The organism is Streptomyces sp. NPDC014006 (genome assembly GCF_043088925.1).
GTDB lineage: Bacteria > Actinomycetota > Actinomycetes > Streptomycetales > Streptomycetaceae > Streptomyces.
In genome coordinates, this window is the sequence record NZ_JBICAJ010000003.1 from 80,929 (window position 1) to 98,615 (window position 17,687).

At 72.9% G+C, this 17,687-nt stretch carries 11 protein-coding genes and 1 tRNA gene; 2 read left to right on the top strand and 10 right to left on the bottom strand.

Annotated elements, in window-relative coordinates:
* The first annotated feature begins 39 nt into the window (after positions 1–39).
* Positions 40–768, top strand: a complete 729-nt coding sequence (locus tag ACF1GV_RS12535; RefSeq protein ID WP_391679774.1) for a Clp protease N-terminal domain-containing protein — start codon at positions 40–42, stop codon at positions 766–768.
* An 83-nt stretch (positions 769–851) separates the two neighbouring features.
* Positions 852–2,531: a bifunctional 3'-5' exonuclease/DNA polymerase gene (locus ACF1GV_RS12540; RefSeq protein ID WP_391679776.1), complete on the top strand. Its 1,680-nt coding sequence runs from the start codon at positions 852–854 to the stop codon at positions 2,529–2,531.
* Between the two features lie 273 nt (positions 2,532–2,804).
* Here the strand turns inward: ACF1GV_RS12540 and ACF1GV_RS12545 are convergent, their stop codons facing one another.
* The 10 genes from ACF1GV_RS12545 to ACF1GV_RS12590 all read right to left on the bottom strand — a co-directional run bounded on the left by ACF1GV_RS12545 (position 2,805) and on the right by ACF1GV_RS12590 (position 17,576).
* A complete protein-coding gene (locus ACF1GV_RS12545) occupies positions 2,805–3,698 on the bottom strand; it encodes a glycosyltransferase family 2 protein (RefSeq protein ID WP_391679777.1) in 894 nt (297 codons plus the stop codon).
* Positions 3,699–3,898: 200 nt separating this feature from the next.
* Positions 3,899–4,639 carry a hypothetical protein gene (locus ACF1GV_RS12550; RefSeq protein WP_391679779.1) on the bottom strand — a complete coding sequence of 247 codons (741 nt, stop codon included), beginning with the start codon at positions 4,637–4,639 and terminating at the stop codon, positions 3,899–3,901.
* Between the two features lie 222 nt (positions 4,640–4,861).
* Positions 4,862–4,938, bottom strand: a tRNA-Thr gene (locus ACF1GV_RS12555).
* Positions 4,939–5,045: 107 nt separating this feature from the next.
* Positions 5,046–6,635: an alpha/beta hydrolase gene (locus ACF1GV_RS12560; RefSeq protein WP_391679780.1), complete on the bottom strand. Its 1,590-nt coding sequence runs from the start codon at positions 6,633–6,635 to the stop codon at positions 5,046–5,048.
* Positions 6,636–6,753: 118 nt separating this feature from the next.
* On the bottom strand, positions 6,754–7,959 hold the full coding sequence (locus tag ACF1GV_RS12565; protein WP_363266409.1) for a DNA polymerase III subunit delta': 1,206 nt from the start codon (positions 7,957–7,959) through the stop codon (positions 6,754–6,756).
* Between the two features lie 174 nt (positions 7,960–8,133).
* A complete protein-coding gene (tmk, locus tag ACF1GV_RS12570) occupies positions 8,134–11,334 on the bottom strand; it encodes a dTMP kinase (RefSeq protein WP_391679782.1) in 3,201 nt (1,066 codons plus the stop codon).
* 155 nt (positions 11,335–11,489) lie between these two features.
* Positions 11,490–14,324 (bottom strand): type I DNA topoisomerase, encoded by a 2,835-nt coding sequence (topA, locus tag ACF1GV_RS12575; RefSeq protein ID WP_391679783.1) that lies wholly within the window; start codon positions 14,322–14,324, stop codon positions 11,490–11,492.
* A 300-nt stretch (positions 14,325–14,624) separates the two neighbouring features.
* On the bottom strand, positions 14,625–14,822 hold the full coding sequence (locus ACF1GV_RS12580) for a hypothetical protein (protein WP_391679785.1): 198 nt from the start codon (positions 14,820–14,822) through the stop codon (positions 14,625–14,627).
* Positions 14,823–15,277: 455 nt separating this feature from the next.
* On the bottom strand, positions 15,278–16,795 hold the full coding sequence (locus ACF1GV_RS12585; protein ID WP_391679787.1) for a methyltransferase: 1,518 nt from the start codon (positions 16,793–16,795) through the stop codon (positions 15,278–15,280).
* Positions 16,796–16,976: 181 nt separating this feature from the next.
* Positions 16,977–17,576, bottom strand: coding sequence for a small secreted protein (locus tag ACF1GV_RS12590; protein ID WP_391679789.1), 600 nt, complete (start codon positions 17,574–17,576; stop codon positions 16,977–16,979).
* Positions 17,577–17,687: the final 111 nt, after the last annotated feature.

Consider the following 17,687-nt stretch of genomic DNA (forward strand, 5'->3'; position numbering starts at 1 on the left):
AGGGTTGACGCCCATCATCCGTCAACCTACGGTTGACACATGTCGAAGAATCCCGCGCTCACGACAGCCGTACGCCTCGACGACCTCATCGCGGCCATCAAGAAGGTCCACGAAGAACCCCTCGAACAACTCCAGGACGCGGTGATCGCGGCGGAGCACCTCGACGAGGTGGCCGACCACTTGATCGGCCACTTCGTCGACCAGGCCCGCCGCTCGGGCGCCTCCTGGACCGACATCGGCAAGAGCATGGGCGTCACCCGGCAGGCGGCCCAGAAGCGGTTCGTGCCCAAGGAGTCGGCCGACATCGACCCCAGCCAGGGCTTCAGCCGCTACACCCCGCGCGCCCGCAACGTCGTCGTGGCCTCCCACAACGAGGCCAAGGCGGCACACAGCGCCGAGAGCGTCCCCGAGCACCTGGTCCTCGGCCTGCTCGCCGAACCGGAAGGGCTCGCCGCGAAGGCGATCACCGCCCAGGGCGTCACCCTCGACGCGGTCCGCGAGGCCGCGCGGGCGGCGCTTCCGCCGGCCGTGGAGGACGCGCCCGACCTGGTGCCGTACAGCTCCTCGGCGAAGAAGGTCCTGGAGCTGACGTTCCGTGAGGCGCTGCGCCTCGGCCACAACTACGTCGGCACCGAACACATCCTGCTGGCCCTGCTGGAGCACGAGAACGGCGAGGGCGTCCTCAGCGGACTGGGCCTCGGCAAGGCCGCCACCGAACGGCACGTCGCGGAGTTCCTCTCCTCCGCGCAGACGGACCGGCAGGACTGACCGCACTCCCGCCGCGAAGCCTCCGCGCCGGGCGTCCGCCCAGCTCAGAGCCCTTTGTCAGACCCCTCTGCAAGACTCGCGACATGGCCGACCGCTGGGCACTCGCTCCGGCCGAGGACGGTGGCGTGGACGTCGCCCCCCTCGGCCCGGACGGGCTGCCCGCCGGTCCCGTCCAGCGGGAGGAGGACCCGGCGCGAGCCGTGCACAGCAGGCCGCACGTCACGCGCTGGGTGTGGCGGTCCACCGCCGAGGTCTATCCGCGTCTGCTCGCCACGGGGGTGCGAGTCGAGCGGTGCTACGACGTCGAGGACGCCGAGACCCTGCTGCTGGGCCACGAGGGGCGCTCCGGCGAACCCCGTTCGGCGGCCGCCGCGCTGGCCCGTCTGCGCGGCGGCCCCGTACCGCCGGACCCACCCCAGCGGTCCGCGGAGCCGGGCGCCCAGTCCCCGCTCTTCGAACCACAGGGCACCCGCCTGCCGCTGTGCGACCTCCTCGAGGTCTACGCCGAGCAGCAGCGCCGGCACGCGCGCGCCGAACACCCCGACCGGATGCGGCTGCTGACGGCCGCAGAGTCGGCGGGGATGCTCGTGGCCGCCGAGATGAACCACGCAGGTCTGCCCTGGCGGGCGGACGTGCACCGCGCGATGCTGCAGGACCTGCTCGGCGAGCGGTACGCGGGCGGGGGCGAGCCGCGCCGCCTGGCCGAGCTCGCGGACGAGGTCTCCGCGGCCTTCGGGCGCCGGGTCCGCCCCGACCTGCCCGCCGATGTGGTCAAGGCGTTCGCGCAGGCCGGGATCAAGGTCAAATCGACCCGCCGCTGGGAGATCGAGTCCGTGGACCACCCGGCGGTGAAGCCCCTGCTGGAGTACAAGAAGCTGTACCGCATCTGGGTCGCCCACGGCTGGTCCTGGCTGCAGGACTGGGTGCGCGAAGGCCGGTTCCGGCCGGAGTTCCTCGCGGGCGGCACGGTCACCGGACGCTGGGTCACCAACGGCGGGGGCGCGCTGCAGATCCCCCGCGTGATCCGGCGGGCGGTGGTCGCCGACCCCGGCTGGCGGCTCGTCGTCGCGGACGCCGACCAGATGGAGCCGCGGGTGCTGGCGGCGATCTCCCGCGACCCCGGGCTGATGGAGGTGGCCGGCCGGGAGAGCGACCTGTACCAGGAGGTGTCCGACCGCGCCTTCGCCGGTGACCGCGCCCAGGCCAAGCTCGCCGTGCTCGGCGCGGTGTACGGCCAGACCTCCGGCGACGGCCTGAAGAATCTGGCCGCCCTGCGCCGCCGCTTCCCGAAGGCGGTGGCGTACGTGGACGAGGCCGCCCGGGCCGGCGAGGAGGGCCGCCTGGTGCGCACCTGGCTGGGCCGCACCTGCCCGCCGGCGGCCGGCGCGGCCGACGACGCGGGCGAGGGCATCCCGGCCGCGGAGGACGACTCCGGGGAGCGGACCTGGGTGCCGGGGTACGCGTCGACCGACGCCCGCGCCCGAGGCCGCTTCGCGCGCAACTTCGTGGTCCAGGGCAGCGCCGCCGACTGGGCCCTGCTGTTGCTCGCCGGCCTGCGGCAGCGGTGCGCGGACATGGCGGCCGAGCTGGTCTTCTTCCAGCACGACGAGGTGATCGTGCACTGCCCCGAGCAGGAGGCCGCGGCGGTCGTCACGGCGATCCGGGAGGCGGCCGATCTGGCGGGCCGGCTGACGTTCGGTGAGACGCCGGTGCGGTTCCCGTTCACGACGGCGGTGGTGGAGTGCTACGCCGACGCGAAGTGACCGCCGACCGTCCGGCCGGCAGCGGGCGCCGCTCACCCGGCCGAAAAGCACCGGCTGTCGATCGGCCGGTTTTTATGTGATCATGACATTCGATTCCGGCCCGACGGTGCGCGTGGTGCACATCGTGCACGCGCTGCTCGGGGGAGTGCCGCCGCCGCGGCCGGATCCGGGGACACACGGGGACCCTGGCCGTCAGAGGTGAACGACCTGGGTCCCCGTCCCCACGCTCCGCCCCTCCTCGCCGCCGATCACCGGGGCTCTTCGGCCGGCGGCTCAGATCACGGGGGGCCGCCCCAGCCGGGTCAGCCACCACACCGTGCGCCAGCGCATCGGGCGCCGCTCACCGGCCGGTTCGCGCAGGCCCTCGGCGAACCCTCCGAACCAGGCCCGCAGTCCGGCTGGCGACCGCGTACGCAGCAGGGTGACGGCGATCCACACCCCGAGGTGGACGGGGATGAGCGGCAGCGGCAGCCGGCGCCGTACGAGCCATACGCGGTTGCGGGCGGTGACGCGGTGGTAGATGGCGTGCCGGGCGGGCGAGGTCTTCGGGTGCCGGAGCAGCAGCTCGGGCGCGTAGAGGATCTTCCAGCCGGCGTCGGCGGCCCGCCAGGCCAGGTCGGTCTCCTCGTGCGCGAAGAAGAACTCCGCGGGCCAGTCGCCGATCCGGTCCAGCATGGCCATCCGGAAGGCGTGCCCGCCGCCCAGGAACCCGGTGACGTACCCGCCCCGCAGCGGATCGGCGTTGCCCGCCCGCGGCACGTGCCGGCGCTGGGTCTCCCCGTTCTCGTCGGCGATTCGGAACCCGACGATGCCGAGCCGCGCGTCATCGGCGAACAGCTCCGCCACGCGGCGCAGCACGTCCGCGTCGACGAGCAGTCCGTCGTCGTCGAGCTCGACGACGACATCGACGTCACCGAACTCACGCAGCCGGGCCAGGGCGACGTTGCGGCCGCCGGGGCAGCCGAGGTTCTCCTCCGTCTCGACGACGGTGACTTCGCCGGGCAGCGACAGCCGGCGGGCGAACTCCGGCAACCGGCAGCCGTTGCCGACGATCACGACGCGAGCGGGCGCGAGATCCTGCTTGGCCACGGACTCCAGCAGGGCGTCGACCTCGGCGGGCCGGTTCCCCATGGTCACCACGGAGACCGCGATCCTCGGCTCCACCAACGCCCCTCACCCCATCCGGCCGTCGACCGCGCTCCTCGCCGCGCGGGCCGTCGTTCACCAAGATGTTGCCTCAGAGCCGGGGGTTGTCCGGCAACCGATGCACTTTGCGCCCTCTTTACGCCGTTTTCCTCACGGCGGCCGAACGCCCGCCGGACAGGGCCGGGGGGACAGGGCCGGAAGACACCGCCGCCGGACGGCGGTCAGGCGACCCCGAGTTCCCTCAGGTCGACGTGTCCCGCCCGGAAGTCCGGCGAGTTCATCTCGACGTCCATGCGGCCGGCGTCGACGGTCTCCACCTTCCAGAGCCTGCCCGCGATCTCGACGGTGCCGCCCTCGCGCACATCGTCGTAGAAGGCGAGCTGCCCCTTGCCGACCGCGGTCACGCTGATCGACGCCCGGGCAGGACCGGCCTCGATGTCGGTGACCACCGCGCCCATGCCCGGTCCGTTGTCGGGCACGTGCCAGCGCAGCCGCCAGTGCCCGTCGTGCGTCGTCGGCCACTTGTCCATGGCTGCCCCCTTGTTCGCGCCCTTGTGGTCCGCCGTCGTGAGGACCACGCGGTAGGTACAGATCTGAGCGACCGCGAAGGACCGCCCCTTCAAGCTGACCTTCTGCCCCACGGCCACGGTCTGCTTCGTCCCGCCGACGCCGAGCACGGCGCTGCGGTGCTTCCCGTCGGCTCCTGCCTCCGAGTAGATCACCGTGCCGCCTCCCGGCAGCAGGGTCGCGCCGCCCTTCAGCAGATGCAGCCCCGGGACGCCCTTGCCGCCCTCGCACTCGGGCCCCTTCTCCGCGACCGGCGCGGACGGGGGCTGGGCAGACGAAGACGCCGACGGCGAGGGTCCGGCGGTGTCGGACCCCTTCGCGCCGCTTGCCGCACCGCCGCACCCGGCCAGCAGCAGAGCGAGGCACAGGCCTCCGCCGAGTTTTGCGATCCTCATCGTGACATGCCATCCCCCGTCAATCGACCGCACGGCCTGAAGTGTCCACGCTAACAAGGACGATCACGCCCCCGCCCACCGCGCGCGGGACGCTCACCGCACTCTCACCGACCCCCGGCGATCACCCCGCCACCCCGGGCGCCCCGACGGTGACGCTCAGCGGGACACCGCACACAGAACAACGAAACCCCAGGTCAGCGAAGATCTGACCCGGGGTTTCAGTGGAGCCGCTTTCGGGATTCGAACCCGAGACCTACGCATTACGAGTGCGTTGCTCTGGCCATCTGAGCTAAAGCGGCGCGCTGCCCGCACCATGGTGCGATCGGCAACGACGGTAAGTCTACACAGTTTCCGAGGGTGCTTCGTACCGGCCCCGGAGCAGGGTCCCCGGGGCCGGTGACACGGGCTACGAGCAGCGTTTTCCGGCGGCCGGCGGGGTGTCGCGCAGCAGGTAGGCGTCGATCGCGGAGTCGATGCAGGAGTTGCCGCGGCCGTAGGCGGTGTGGCCGTCGCCGACGTAGGTGAGCAGGCGGGCCGAGGACAGCTGGCCGGCCAGGGACCGGGCCCAGCGGTAGGGGGTCGCCGGGTCGCGGGTGGTGCCGACGACCACGATCGGGGCGGCGCCCCTGGCCTCGATGCGCTGCGGTTCGCCCGTTGCCTTCACAGGCCAGTACGCGCAGTTCAGGGACGACCAGGCGAGGCCCGCGCCGAAGACCGGAGACGCCTTCTCGAAGGCGGGCAGGGCCTTGGCCACCTCCTGCGGGCCGTCGAAGGCGGGCGGCAGGTCCAGGCAGTTCACGGCGGCGTTGGCGAACATCAGGTTCGCGTAGCGGCCACCGGAGTCGCGCTCGTAGTAGCTGTCGGCGAGGGACAGCAGTCCGGCGCCGTCGTTCTGCTTCATCGCCGAGGTGAGCGCCTCCCGCAGTTGCTCCCAGGCCGCCTCGTCGTACATCGCCGCGATCACGCCGGTCGTGGCGAGCGCCTCGCCGAGCTTGCGGCCGTCGGCGTCACCGGCCGGGATGGGATGCGCGTCGAGCTTGCGGAAGAAGGCCTTCAGGTTGTCGCCGACGTGCTGCGGCGTGGTGCGCGGACCGCCGAGCGGGCAGTCGGCGTGCTTCACGCAGTCCTTCGCGAAGGACTGGAACGCCGTCTCGAAGCCCGCCGTCTGGTCCAGGTTCATCCGGCGCGCGGGCAGGGAGGGGTCCATCGCGCCGTCCAGCACCAGCCGCCCCACCCGGTCCGGGAACAGCCCGGCGTACGTCGCCCCCAGGAACGTCCCGTACGACGCCCCCACGTAGTTCAGCTTCCGGTCGCCCAGCGCCGCCCGCACGATGTCCATGTCCCGCGCCGCCTCCACCGTGGAGACGTGCCGCAGCAGCTTCGCCGAGCGCGCGCCGCAGCCCTCGGCGAACTTCTTGTAGGCATCGACCAGGTCGTCGGTCTCCTCCTGGTCGTCGGGGGTGACGTCGGTCTGTGTGTACGCGTCCATCTGGCGCCCGTCGAGGCAGGTGACGGGCTCGCTGCGGGCCACGCCGCGCGGGTCGACGGCGACCATGTCGTAGCGGGCGCGGACCTCGGCCGGGTAGCCGACGCCGGCGTACTCCTGGAGGTAGCCGACCGCCGAGCCGCCGGGGCCACCGGGGTTGACCAGCAGCGACCCGAGCGGCTTGCCCGGCCCGGTGGCCTTCTTGCGGGCCACCGCGAGCCGTACGTCCCCGGCGCCCGGCCGGGCGTAGTCGAGCGGGGCCTTCAGCGTGGCGCACTGGAAGCCGGGGACACCGCAGGAGCGCCAGCTGGGTTTCTGGCCGTAGTACGAGGCCAGAGCCGACGGCGTGGCATGCGGCAGCGGGGCCAGAGCCACCTGGGCCGCCTGGGCCGCCGTCGCACTGCGGGTGGCCGTCGAACCACCGTCGGAGCAGCCGGAGACGAGCACCGCCGCAGCGGCCAGAAGGCCGGCGGCGGCGCGGGACCTGCGGAAGGCGCGCCTTGTGTGCATTCGGCGAGCGTAACGCTGCGCGACCGGCCGAGCGCGCTGCGTACTCCACGTGCCCCGTACGAGTTACGGCGCTCCGGAGCCCGGCGCGGGTCGCCGCGCCGTGCCGCTCGGCATCGACTCAGCCCGCTCTGAGGGCCATCGTCATCGCCTCCACCGCCAGCAGCGGCGCCACATTGCGGTCGAGGGCCTCTCGGCACGCGGCGATGGCCTCCAGGCGGCGCAGGGTGGACTCGGGCGTGCCCGCGCGGGCGAGGCGCTCAAGGGCGTCCTCTGCGTCGGCGTTGGCGATGGCCACGCGCGAGCCGAGCTGGAGGGCGAGGACGTCACGGTAGAAGCCGGTGAGGTCGGTCAGGGCGAGGTCCAGGCTGTCGCGCTGGGTCCGGGTGCGGCGCCGTTTCTGCTTGTCCTCCAGGTCCTTCATCACGCCCGCCGTGCCGCGCGGCATCCGACCGCCCTGCGACGCGCCGAGCGCCGCCTTCAGCTCCTCGGTCTCCTTGGCGTCGAGCTCCTCGGCGAGCGCCTTGGCGTCCTCGGCGGCGGCGTCGACGAGCTCCTGGGCCGCCCTGAGGGCACTGCCGACGTCCTCGACGCGCAGCGGCAGCTTCAGCACGGCGGCCCGGCGCTCCCGCGCGGCCGGGTCGGTGGCCAGACGGCGTGCCCGGTCGACGTGCCCCTGCGTGGCGGAGGCGGCGGCGGCCGCGACGTCCGGCTCGACGCCCTCCCGCCGGACCAGCATGTCGGCGACGGCGGCGACCGACGGCGTGCTCAGGTTCAGGTGGCGGCAGCGGGAGCGGATCGTGGGCAGGACGTCCTCGATCGAGGGGGCGCACAGCAGCCACACCGTGCGCGGGGCGGGCTCCTCCACTGCCTTGAGGACGGCGTTGGCCGACTTCTCGTTCAGCCGCTCGGCGTCCTCGACGAGGATGACCTGCCAGCGGCCGTTCGCCGGTGAGGTGAACGACTTGCGGACCGTGTCCCGCATGTCCTCGGCGAGGATCTGCGTGCCGACGGCGGCGACGGTCGTGACGTCGGCGTGCGTGCCGATGAGCGCGGTGTGGCAGCCGTCGCAGAAGCCGCAGCCGGGGACGCCGCCCAGCGCGCGGTCGGGGCTGACGCACTGCAGCGCGGCGGCGAAGGACCGCGCCGCCTGGATGTGCCCGGCGCCGGGCGGTCCCGTGAACAGCCAGGCGTGCGTCATCTTCGACGCCTGGGGCGCCGGCCGGCCGGTCGCGATCGCGGTCACCAGGGCATCGGCGTCCCGGGCGGCGGCGGCGAGCTGCTCGCTCACCCGCTCCTGCCCGACCAGGTCGTCCCACACGGCCATGGGTCACCCCGCCCTTTCGTCCTGCGTCACTTGCGGGATCCATTGTGCGGGGCCCCACTGACAACCGACGCCGGTCCCGCCGGGGGCGGCGTCCCCGGCGGGACCGGCCCCCGATGGACCCCGTGGCGCCGGTTCACCGATACCGTCCGGGGCCCGCGCGGCCCACGGCTGGTTTCAGCGCCCCCGGCCCCGGCCACGCCGGCGGCGGTCCTCGCCGTGGTCCTCGTCGTCGTAGCGCGGGCCCAGCAGTTCGTCGGCCAGGGTCGGCAGGTCGTCCAGCGGGGTCTCCTCGGCCCAGTCGGAGCGGGGACGAGACGTGGGCGTACCGTCCGCGTCGAGTTGCGGGAGCTCACGCGTGCGGTCGTCGAAGCCGTCCGGGCGTGGAGCAGCCGGCTCGTCGCGGAAGTATCCCGGCGGCACCCGGTGCGCAGGGCCCTCGTCCCGCACGGGCGGCAGGACGGCCGTCTCGTCGGCCGCACCCGGCGGGAACTGCGGCAGCACCGCCGTCTCGTCCGCCGCACCCGGCGGCAGCGGCGGCTGCGGCAGCTCCGCCGTCACCTCGGCGTCGGAGGCCTGAGCGGGCTTCCCGGCGCGGTCACCGGCGGCTTCGCGGGCCGCTGAGTCGTCGGGCCGCTCCTCACGCACCGGACGCAGGACCGCCGTCTCCTCCAGGGGCCCGCCCGTCGCGTTGGTGGGCGTGACCACCGGCGTCGGCACGGTCGCCGCGTCCGGCGTCACCGCCGGCGGCGTCGGCCTGGGGCCGGCCTGGGCGGTCGCCGCGGCCTGTTCCGCCGCCCGGCGGGCCTCCTCGGCGCGCAGCAGGGCCTCCTCGGCCTTGCGCTGCTTCTCCAGGCGCTGCCGTTCGGCCTCGGCGCGCAGCCGGGCCTCCTCCTCGGCCTGCTTGCGCCGCTGCTCCTCCTCGGCCTTGCGGCGGGCCTCCTCCTCGGCGCGGGCCTTCTCCTCGGCCAGCAGCCGGGCCCGCTCCTCCTCGGCACGGCGACGCGCTTCCTCGGCCCGCTGCCGGGCCTCCTCGGCCTGCCGCTCGGCCTCGCGCCGCTGGGCCTCCTCCAGCTCGCGCCGCTTGCGCTCCTCCTCCTCGGCGCGCAGCCGGGCGAGCTCCTCCTGGCGCTCGCGCTCCAGGCGCTCCTCCTCGGCCTTGCGGGCGGCCTCCTCCTCGGCCTTGCGGCGCGCCTCTTCCTCGGCCTTGCGCCGGGCCTCCTCCTGCGCCTTGATCTCGGCGTCGGACAGCGGCAGCACCTGGTCGAGCCGGTGCCTGATGACGGTCGTGACCGCCTCGGGCTCCTGACCGGCGTCGACCACCAGGTAGCGCCCGGGGTCGGCCGCGGCCAGCGTCAGGAAGCCGGAGCGCACGCGCGCGTGGAACTCCGCCGGCTCCGACTCCAGCCGGTCCGGCGCCTCCGTGAACCGCTCGCGCGCGGTCTCCGGCGCCACGTCCAGCAGCACGGTCAGATGCGGTACGAGGCCGTTGGTCGCCCAGCGGTTGATCCGGGCGATCTCCGTCGGGGAAAGGTCGCGGCCCGCGCCCTGGTAGGCCACGGAGGAGTCGATGTACCGGTCGGAGATGACGACCGCCCCGCGCTCCAGGGCGGGCCGCACGACCGTGTCGACGTGCTCGGCGCGGTCGGCGGCGTACAGCAGCGCCTCCGCGCGGTGCGACAGACCGGCCGACGACACGTCCAGCAGGATCGAGCGCAGCCGCTTGCCGACCGGCGTGGCGCCCGGCTCGCGCGTGACGACGACCTCGTGGCCCTTGCCCCGGATCCACTCGGCGAGCGCCTCGGCCTGTGTGGACTTGCCGGCCCCGTCGCCGCCCTCCAGGGCGATGAAGAAGCCGCCGGCGGCGGGCGACTGCACCGGGTCGTCACCGAGCAGCGCGTCCCGCAGGTCGTGCCGCAGGGGGACGCCCGCGCGGTCGTCGACCTTGGCGAGGACCAGCACGGCCACCGGCAGCAGCAGCGCGCCGACGAGCATCAGCGTGAACGCGGCGCCGCCGTGCGCGAAGACGAACTTGCCGTTCTCCAGGCGGTGCGGCCCGATCCCGGCGGCGACCAGGGGTGCCACCACGGCGGCGAGGGCGACCAGGACCCGGACCACGGCATGAAGGTGCTCGGTGATGCGGGACCGGCGGTGGTCCTCGGCCTCCTGGTCGAGCAGGGTGTGCCCGGTATTGGCGGCCACGCCCGCGCCAACACCGGCCAGGGCGACGAGCAGCAGGACGCTGGTGACGTCGGGGACGAGCCCGGCGGCGAGCAGGGCGATGCCGGTGAAGGCGATGGACAGCGACAGCAGCCGGCGCCGCGACAGCGACACCAGCACCTTCGGCGCCGTACGGATGCCGACCACGACGCCGCCGGTCAGCGCGGCGACGAGCAGGCCGTACAGGACCGGGCCACCGCCCAGGTCCTTGGCGTGCAGCACGCACACGGCGACGGCGGCGGAGATCGCCCCAGCGACGGCCGCGCAGGCGAACACCAGCAGCGGGATCGCGCCGGTGCGGCCCTTGTCGGCGCCGGTGCCGGTCTTCGGGCGGCGCAGGCCCTCCAGGGGCGACCGGGCGCGCGGGGTGCGTGTGGCGGGCAGCTCGAGGAGGGTCAGCACGGACAGGGAGGCGGCGAACAGGCCGGCCGCCAGGTACGAGGCGAGGGCCGCCGTGTGCTGGTCGAACCAGTCGATGCCGGTGCCCAGCAGGTTGTTCAGCAGCGCGGCGAGGACCAGGGCTGCCGCACCGAGCGGGATCGAGACGAAACCGGTCCGCAGGGACAGACGGCGCAGCGTGTCCAGGTGGTCGGGGAGCGGCCGTACCGTGGCGCCCTCGGGCGGCGGGGCGGGCAGCAGCGCGGGGGCCGCGCTCTCCCGGCACACCGCCCACAGGCGCTCGGCGACCGACGTGAGGAAAGCGGTGACCAGCAGGAGGGCGAGCGCGTTCCTCGGCGTCCAGTCGATCCACAGGGGCGCCACGATGAGCAGCGCCGCGCGCACGCCGTCCGCGCCGACCATGGTCCAGCGGCGGTCGAGCGGACCGTCCGGCGAGGTCAGGCTGGTCAGCGGGCCGAGGAGGATCGCGCCGCAGAGCAGGGTGGCCAGTATGCGCACCGCGAAGACGGTCGCCACTGCGAACGCCACGCCTCGGTAGCCGCCGCCGAAGGAGCCCTGGCCGATCGCCGCCTGCAGGGCGAGGAGGACCAGGACCAGCAGGGCAAGGACGTCTCCGACACCCCCCACCAACTGCGCGCTCCACAACCGCCTGAGCTGCGGATGGCGCAGCAGCGCACGGACGGCGCGCTCGCGGGAGTCCGCTACCAGGGCGTCGTCCGGATCCGGGTGGGGGGCCGTTGGCTGGTCGGCTCGCGTCATGCATTCAGACTATCGGGCGCCACCGACAGTCACCGGCGACCGTCCGAACAGACGCGCGCCCCGACACCGCTATGGGTGCCGGGGCGTGCCTTTTCGCGAATGCCGGACGCGCCGGGTGCCGGCCGCGGCCGGACCGTACGTCAGCCGACGGGCCGTCAGTCCTCGGCCGCCGCCTTGGACGCCGCGGTCTTCTTCGCGGTCGTCTTCTTGGCCGCGGTCTTCGCCGTGGTCGTCTTCTTCGCCGCGGTCTTCTTGGCGGTCGTGGTCTTCTTGGCCGTGGTGGCCTTCTTCGCCGCCGTCTTCTTGGCGGGCGCCTTCTTCGCCGTCTTCTTCGCGGGGCTCTTCGCGCGCTTCTCGGCGAGCAGCTCGAAGCCGCGCTCGGGGGTGATCGTCTCGACGCTGTCGCCTGAGCGCAGGGTCGCGTTGGTCTCCCCGTCCGTGACGTACGGCCCGAAGCGGCCGTCCTTGACCACGACCGGCTTGCCGCTGACCGGGTCGTCGCCCAGCTCCTTCAGCGGCGGCTTGGCTGCCGCCCGACCGCGCTGCTTGGGCTGCGCGTAGATCTCCAGCGCCTCTTGGAGCGTGATCGTGAAGAGCTGCTCCTCGGACTGCAGCGACCGCGAGTCCGTGCCCTTCTTCAGGTACGGTCCGTAGCGGCCGTTCTGCGCGGTGATCTCCTGGCCCTCGGCGTCGGTGCCGACGACGCGCGGCAGCGACATCAGCCGCAGCGCGTCCTCGAGGGTCACCGTGTCCGGCGACATCGACTTGAACAGCGACGCCGTGCGCGGCTTGACCGCGTTCTTGCCCGTCTTCGGCGTGCCCTCGGGGAGGATCTCCGTGACGTACGGGCCGTAGCGGCCGTCCTTGGCGACGATCGTGTGGCCGGTCGCCGGGTCGGTGCCCAGCTCGTAGTCGCCGCTCGGCTTGGCGAGCAGTTCCTCGGCGAGCTCGACGGTCAGCTCGTCCGGCGCCAGGTCGTCCGGGATGTCGGCCCGCTGGTGCTGCTCGGTGTCCTTCTCGCCGCGCTCGATGTACGGCCCGTAGCGGCCGACGCGGAGCACGATGTCGTTGCCGACGGGGAACGAGGACACCTCACGGGCGTCGATCGCGCCCAGGTCGGTCACCAGTTCCTTGAGGCCGCCGAGGTGGTCGCCGTCGCCGTTGCCGGCGTCGGCCGCGGCGCCCTCAGCGTTGCCCTCACCGAAGTAGAAGCGCTTCAGCCACGGTACGGCCTGCGCCTCGCCGCGGGCGATGCGGTCGAGGTCGTCCTCCATCTTGGCGGTGAAGTCGTAGTCGACGAGCCGGCCGAAGTGCTTCTCCAGCAGGTTGACCACGGCGAAGGACAGGAAGGACGGCACGAGGGCCGTGCCCTTCTTGAACACATAGCCGCGGTCGAGGATCGTGCCGATGATCGACGCATACGTCGACGGCCGGCCGATCTCGCGCTCTTCCAGCTCCTTGACCAGCGAGGCCTCGGTGTAGCGGGCCGGGGGCTTGGTGGCGTGCCCGTCGACCGTGATCTCCTCGGCGGACAGCGCGTCGCCCTCGCCGACCTGCGGCAGCCGGCGCTCGCGGTCGTCCAGCTCGGCGTTCGGGTCGTCGGCGCCCTCGACGTAGGCCTTGAGGAACCCGTGGAAGGTGATCGTCTTGCCGGACGCGCTGAACTCGACGTCCCGCCCGTCGGTGGCCGTGCCGCCGATCTTCACGGTGACGGAGTTACCCGTCGCGTCCTTCATCTGGGAGGCGACGGTCCGCTTCCAGATCAGCTCGTACAGCCTGAACTGGTCACCGGTCAGACCGGTCTCCGCCGGCGTGCGGAAACGGTCGCCCGAGGGACGGATCGCCTCGTGCGCCTCCTGCGCGTTCTTCACCTTGGCGGCGTAGGTCCGCGGCTGCGGCGGCAGGTAGTCGGCCCCGTACAGCTGCGTGACCTGGGCGCGGGCGGCCGCGATCGCGGTGTCGCTCAGCGTCGTGGAGTCCGTACGCATGTACGTGATGTAGCCGTTCTCGTACAGCTTCTGCGCGATCTGCATCGTCGCCTTCGCGCCGAAGCCGAGCTTGCGGCTGGCCTCCTGCTGCAGCGTCGTCGTACGGAACGGGGCGTACGGCGAGCGGCGGTACGGCTTGGACTCGACGGACCGCACGGAGAACTGCGTGTTCTCCAGGGCGGCGGCCAGGGCGCGGGCGTTCGCCTCGTCGAGGTGGAGGGTGTTCGCGCTCTTGATCTGTCCCAGGGAGTCGAAGTCGCGGCCCTGCGCGACCCGCCGGCCGTCGACGGTCTGCAGGCGCGCGACCAGCGACGACGGGTCCGAGGAGTCCCCCGCGCGGCCGGTCGCGAAGGTGCCCGTCAGGTCCCAGTACTCAGCGGAACGAAACGCGATGCGCTCGCGTTCCCGCTCCACCACGAGACGGGTCGCGACGGACTGGACACGCCCGGCCGACAGCCGCGGCATGACCTTCTTCCACAGCACCGGGGAGACCTCGTAGCCGTAGAGGCGGTCGAGGATACGGCGGGTCTCCTGGGCGTCGACCAGCTTCTGGTTGAGCTCGCGCGGGTTGGCCACGGCGGCCTGGATCGCGGACTTGGTGATCTCGTGGAAGACCATCCGCTTGACCGGGACCTTGGGCTTGAGCACCTCCTGGAGGTGCCAGGCGATCGCCTCGCCCTCCCGGTCCTCATCGGTGGCGAGGTAGAGCTCGTCGGAGTCCTTCAGCAGGTCCTTGAGCTTCTTGACCTGGGCTTTCTTGTCGGCATTGACGACATAGATCGGCTGGAAGTCGTGCTCGACGTCCACGCCGAGACGGCGGACCTCGCCTGTGTACTTCTCCGGCACCTCCGCGGCGCCGTTGGGAAGGTCGCGGATGTGCCCGACGCTCGCTTCGACGACGTAGCCGGGGCCGAGATAGCCCTTGATCGTCTTCGCCTTGGCAGGCGACTCGACGATGACGAGTCGGCGGCCGCCCTGTGCGGTCTCGCTGGTCGGGGACAACTTCGCTCTTCTCTCCGGTCGAGGCTGGGCCTCCCCAGGCCTTGTTCCCGGGGTCGGGTCTTCACTTCGGGGCGCGCTCGCCGTGGGCTCTACCGCCGGTCCCGTCGGCGCGCTCGCTGGTGACGCTGCGGAGTGTGACGGTACATCCCGCCCCCGTGTCAAACGGGAAAAGCCCGCAACGGCCACTCGAACGGTAACCCGAGAAACGCCGATCCTGCCGCCCGGAGTGCCCGGCCGCCGTTTCGGCCCTGTCCGGAGCGTGACATTCCAATTACCCGGGGTCGAGCCCGCCGGGCGGCCTCAGACCTGGGTGAAGCACCACAGGCCGGCACCCAGGGCGGCCATCGCCGCGAGCGCCGCGAGGGCCGTCGATGCGACCGGCCTCACACCGTGGGCGACCGGCTCGCCGTTGCGGACCCGGACCGCGGTCCACACCGTCAGTGCGCCTCCGAACAGGGCGAACACCGCTCCTGCGAAGATCGCCGGTCCGCTCTCCATGGCTGGCGTGCCCCTGTTCTCCCGTCCGCGAGTGCCCGGTGCCGGGAGGGTGACACGCGCGGACGGCGGGCAGGCGAACCGCGGGTGAACGGCACGCCGCCGATCACCCCGAAGCGATCTCGGCCCACTCGCCGGGACAACGTTTCCGCCTATTTTTCGCGCCGTGACTTTTTTCCCGCCCGCCCGCTGATTCGGAGGGCGTCCGCCCTCATACGGCGAGCGGCGGCATCCAGCGTCGGCCGCATACGGCGGGTGCCCGCATGCGGCCGGCGCCGGCTGGACGGCTGTCCTCGAACGGTGGGCCGGGTGGACACCTCATCAGGCGAGCCCCTCACTCTGCGGGCGCTCAAACGGCGGGTGCGGGGTGCGCGCCCCATCGGGGCGAGCCCCTCCTTCCGCGGGCCCTCACTCCGCGGGCCCTCCCTCCGCGGGCCCGGCCCTCCCTCCGCAGGCCCTCACTCCGCGGGCTCGAGGAACCCCTGCTCCACCAGCAGCCGGATCTGTGCGGGGGTGCGGTCGCGCAGCAGCACCGGGTCCTCGCCCATCAGCTGGGCGATCGCGTCCAGGATGCGGCCCGCGCTCAGCGTGCCGTCGCAGACGCCGGCGAAGCCCGCGCCGACGGTGTCGACCTTGGTGGCCCGGCGCATGCCGCGGTTCTGCCGCAGCACGACATGCTCCGGGTCCTCGGCGCCGGGCAGCCCGACCTGCTCCTGGACCACCTCGGCGGTCAGCCGGTAGGTGGCCGCGAGCAGCGCCGCGTCGTCATGCGCGCGCAAGTGGTCCAGCCGCCGGAAGTGCGCCCGGATGGTGTCGCCGAGCGGCTGCTCGACCGGGTGCGGCCACTCCTCGACGGTGATCGACGGCTCGTCGGAGTCCGTACGGCGCAGGGTGATCCAGCCGAAGCCCACGGCCTTCACCTTGCGCGCCTCGAACTCCTCCAGCCAGGCGTCGTACCGTGCCTGATACTCGGCCGGGTCCGCACGGTGGTCACCGGCGTCCCTCAGCCACAGCTCGGCGTACTGCGTGACGTCCTGCACCTCGCGCTGCACGATCCACGCGTCGCAGCCGCGGGCCACCCATGACCTGAGCCTGTCCTGCCAGTCCTCCCCCTCGACGTGCTGCCAGTTGGCGAGAAACTGCGCGAACCCGCCCGCGTTCAGCCGTTCCCCTGCCCCCTGAACGAGCGAGCGGCACAGATCGTCCCCGCCCATCCCGCCGTCCCGGTAGGTCAGCCGGGCACCGGGCGAGATCACGAACGGCGGGTTGGACACGATCAGATCGAAGGTCTCGTCCCCCCGCAGCGGCTCGAACAGCGACCCCTGGCGCAGATCCGCCTCGGGCGCCCCGGACAGCGCCAGCGTGAGCGCGGCCATGTGCAGCGCCCGCGGATTGAGGTCGGTCGCGGTCACCCGCGTGGCGTGCTGAGCGGCGTGCAGCGCCTGGATGCCCGACCCGGTGCCGAGGTCCAGCGCGGCAGCGACCGGCGTACGGACGGTGATCCCCGCCAAGGTCGTGGAGGCCCCGCCGACCCCGAGCACGACCTCCTCGTTCCGGCTGCCGATGCCGCCGGCGCCCCCGACCGCGCACCCCAGGTCGGAGACGATGAACCAGTCCTTCCCATCGGCCCCGCCGTACGGGCGCACGTCCACGGCGGCGGCGACCTCGTCGCCACCGACCGCGACGAGCCACCCGCTCTCCAGGCACGCGTCCACCGGCAGCACACCCGCGACCCGCGCGAGCGGCACCGGCTGCTGCAGCAGGAACAGCCGTACGAGCGCCTCCAGCGGCGTGTCACCACGGGTCGCCCGCAGTGCGGGCACGGTCTCACTGCGCGCCAGCGCCGCGTAGGCGGGCGCACCGAGCAGTTCGAGCAGCCCGTCAGCGGTGAAGGAGGCACCGAGCAGCGCATCGCGCAGCCGGCCGGCGACGTCACGGTCGACGGAGGGCAAGGGAGAGAGGGTGGCGTTACTCACGCCCCCATTGTGTCCCGCAACCCCGCGCCCGTCGCAGCCGCGACCGCACCCGCGGAGGCAGCCGCACCTGAACACACCAGCATCCCGAGACGCAGCCGTACCCACAGCCACAGCGCAGCCGCAGCCGCAGCCGCAGCCGAAGCCGAGCGACACCGCAGCGGCCGATCGAGAGACGAAGGCGTCAGCTCTGCGCAGCCGAAGGCGCCGCCGGCGCAGACGCGCTCTTGCAGCTCTCCTGCTTGCTCATCGCCTTACCGACGTCCCCCTCCTCGAGGTTCTTGAGCGCATCGCTCCCGCTCTTGCTGAGCTTGTCCAGGTCGGTGGCGATCCCCTTCAGCCCGTCGGCGAACTTGCCCTGGTCCGAGGTGTTCAACGCGTCAACCTGCTTCTTCAGCGCCGCGTACTTCGCGGACAGCGCGTTCAGCTCCGTCACCGCGTCGCGCTGCTTCTTCTCGCCGCCGTCCACGTTCGGCGCCCCGGCGCGCTGCACCGCGGCCCCGATCGCCTTGTACGCGTCGGACATGTCCTGGAAGGCCCGCGCGTCGGTCGCCTGGACGTCCTTGGGGGCGCTGTTGTCCGAGGTCTCCTTCTGGATCGCGGCGTTCGCGGCCTCGATCTTCTTCGCCTGCGGCTGAACGGCGTCACAGACCTGCTTGGCCCAGGCATCCAGCTTCTCGTTGCCGTTGTCGCTGCTGCTGCATCCGGACACGGCCAGTACCAGTACCGCACCGCCGGACAGTGCGGCCGCGAGCTTCTTGTTCACCGGATTGGTCCCTTCCATGGCTCTCGGCCCCGGAACATACACGCCACCCAGGCGCCACCCGCACTCCGGATGCCCGCTTAGACCCCTTTTGAAGCTATTCGCACCAAGCGAGAGAAGGCTCACGAACCC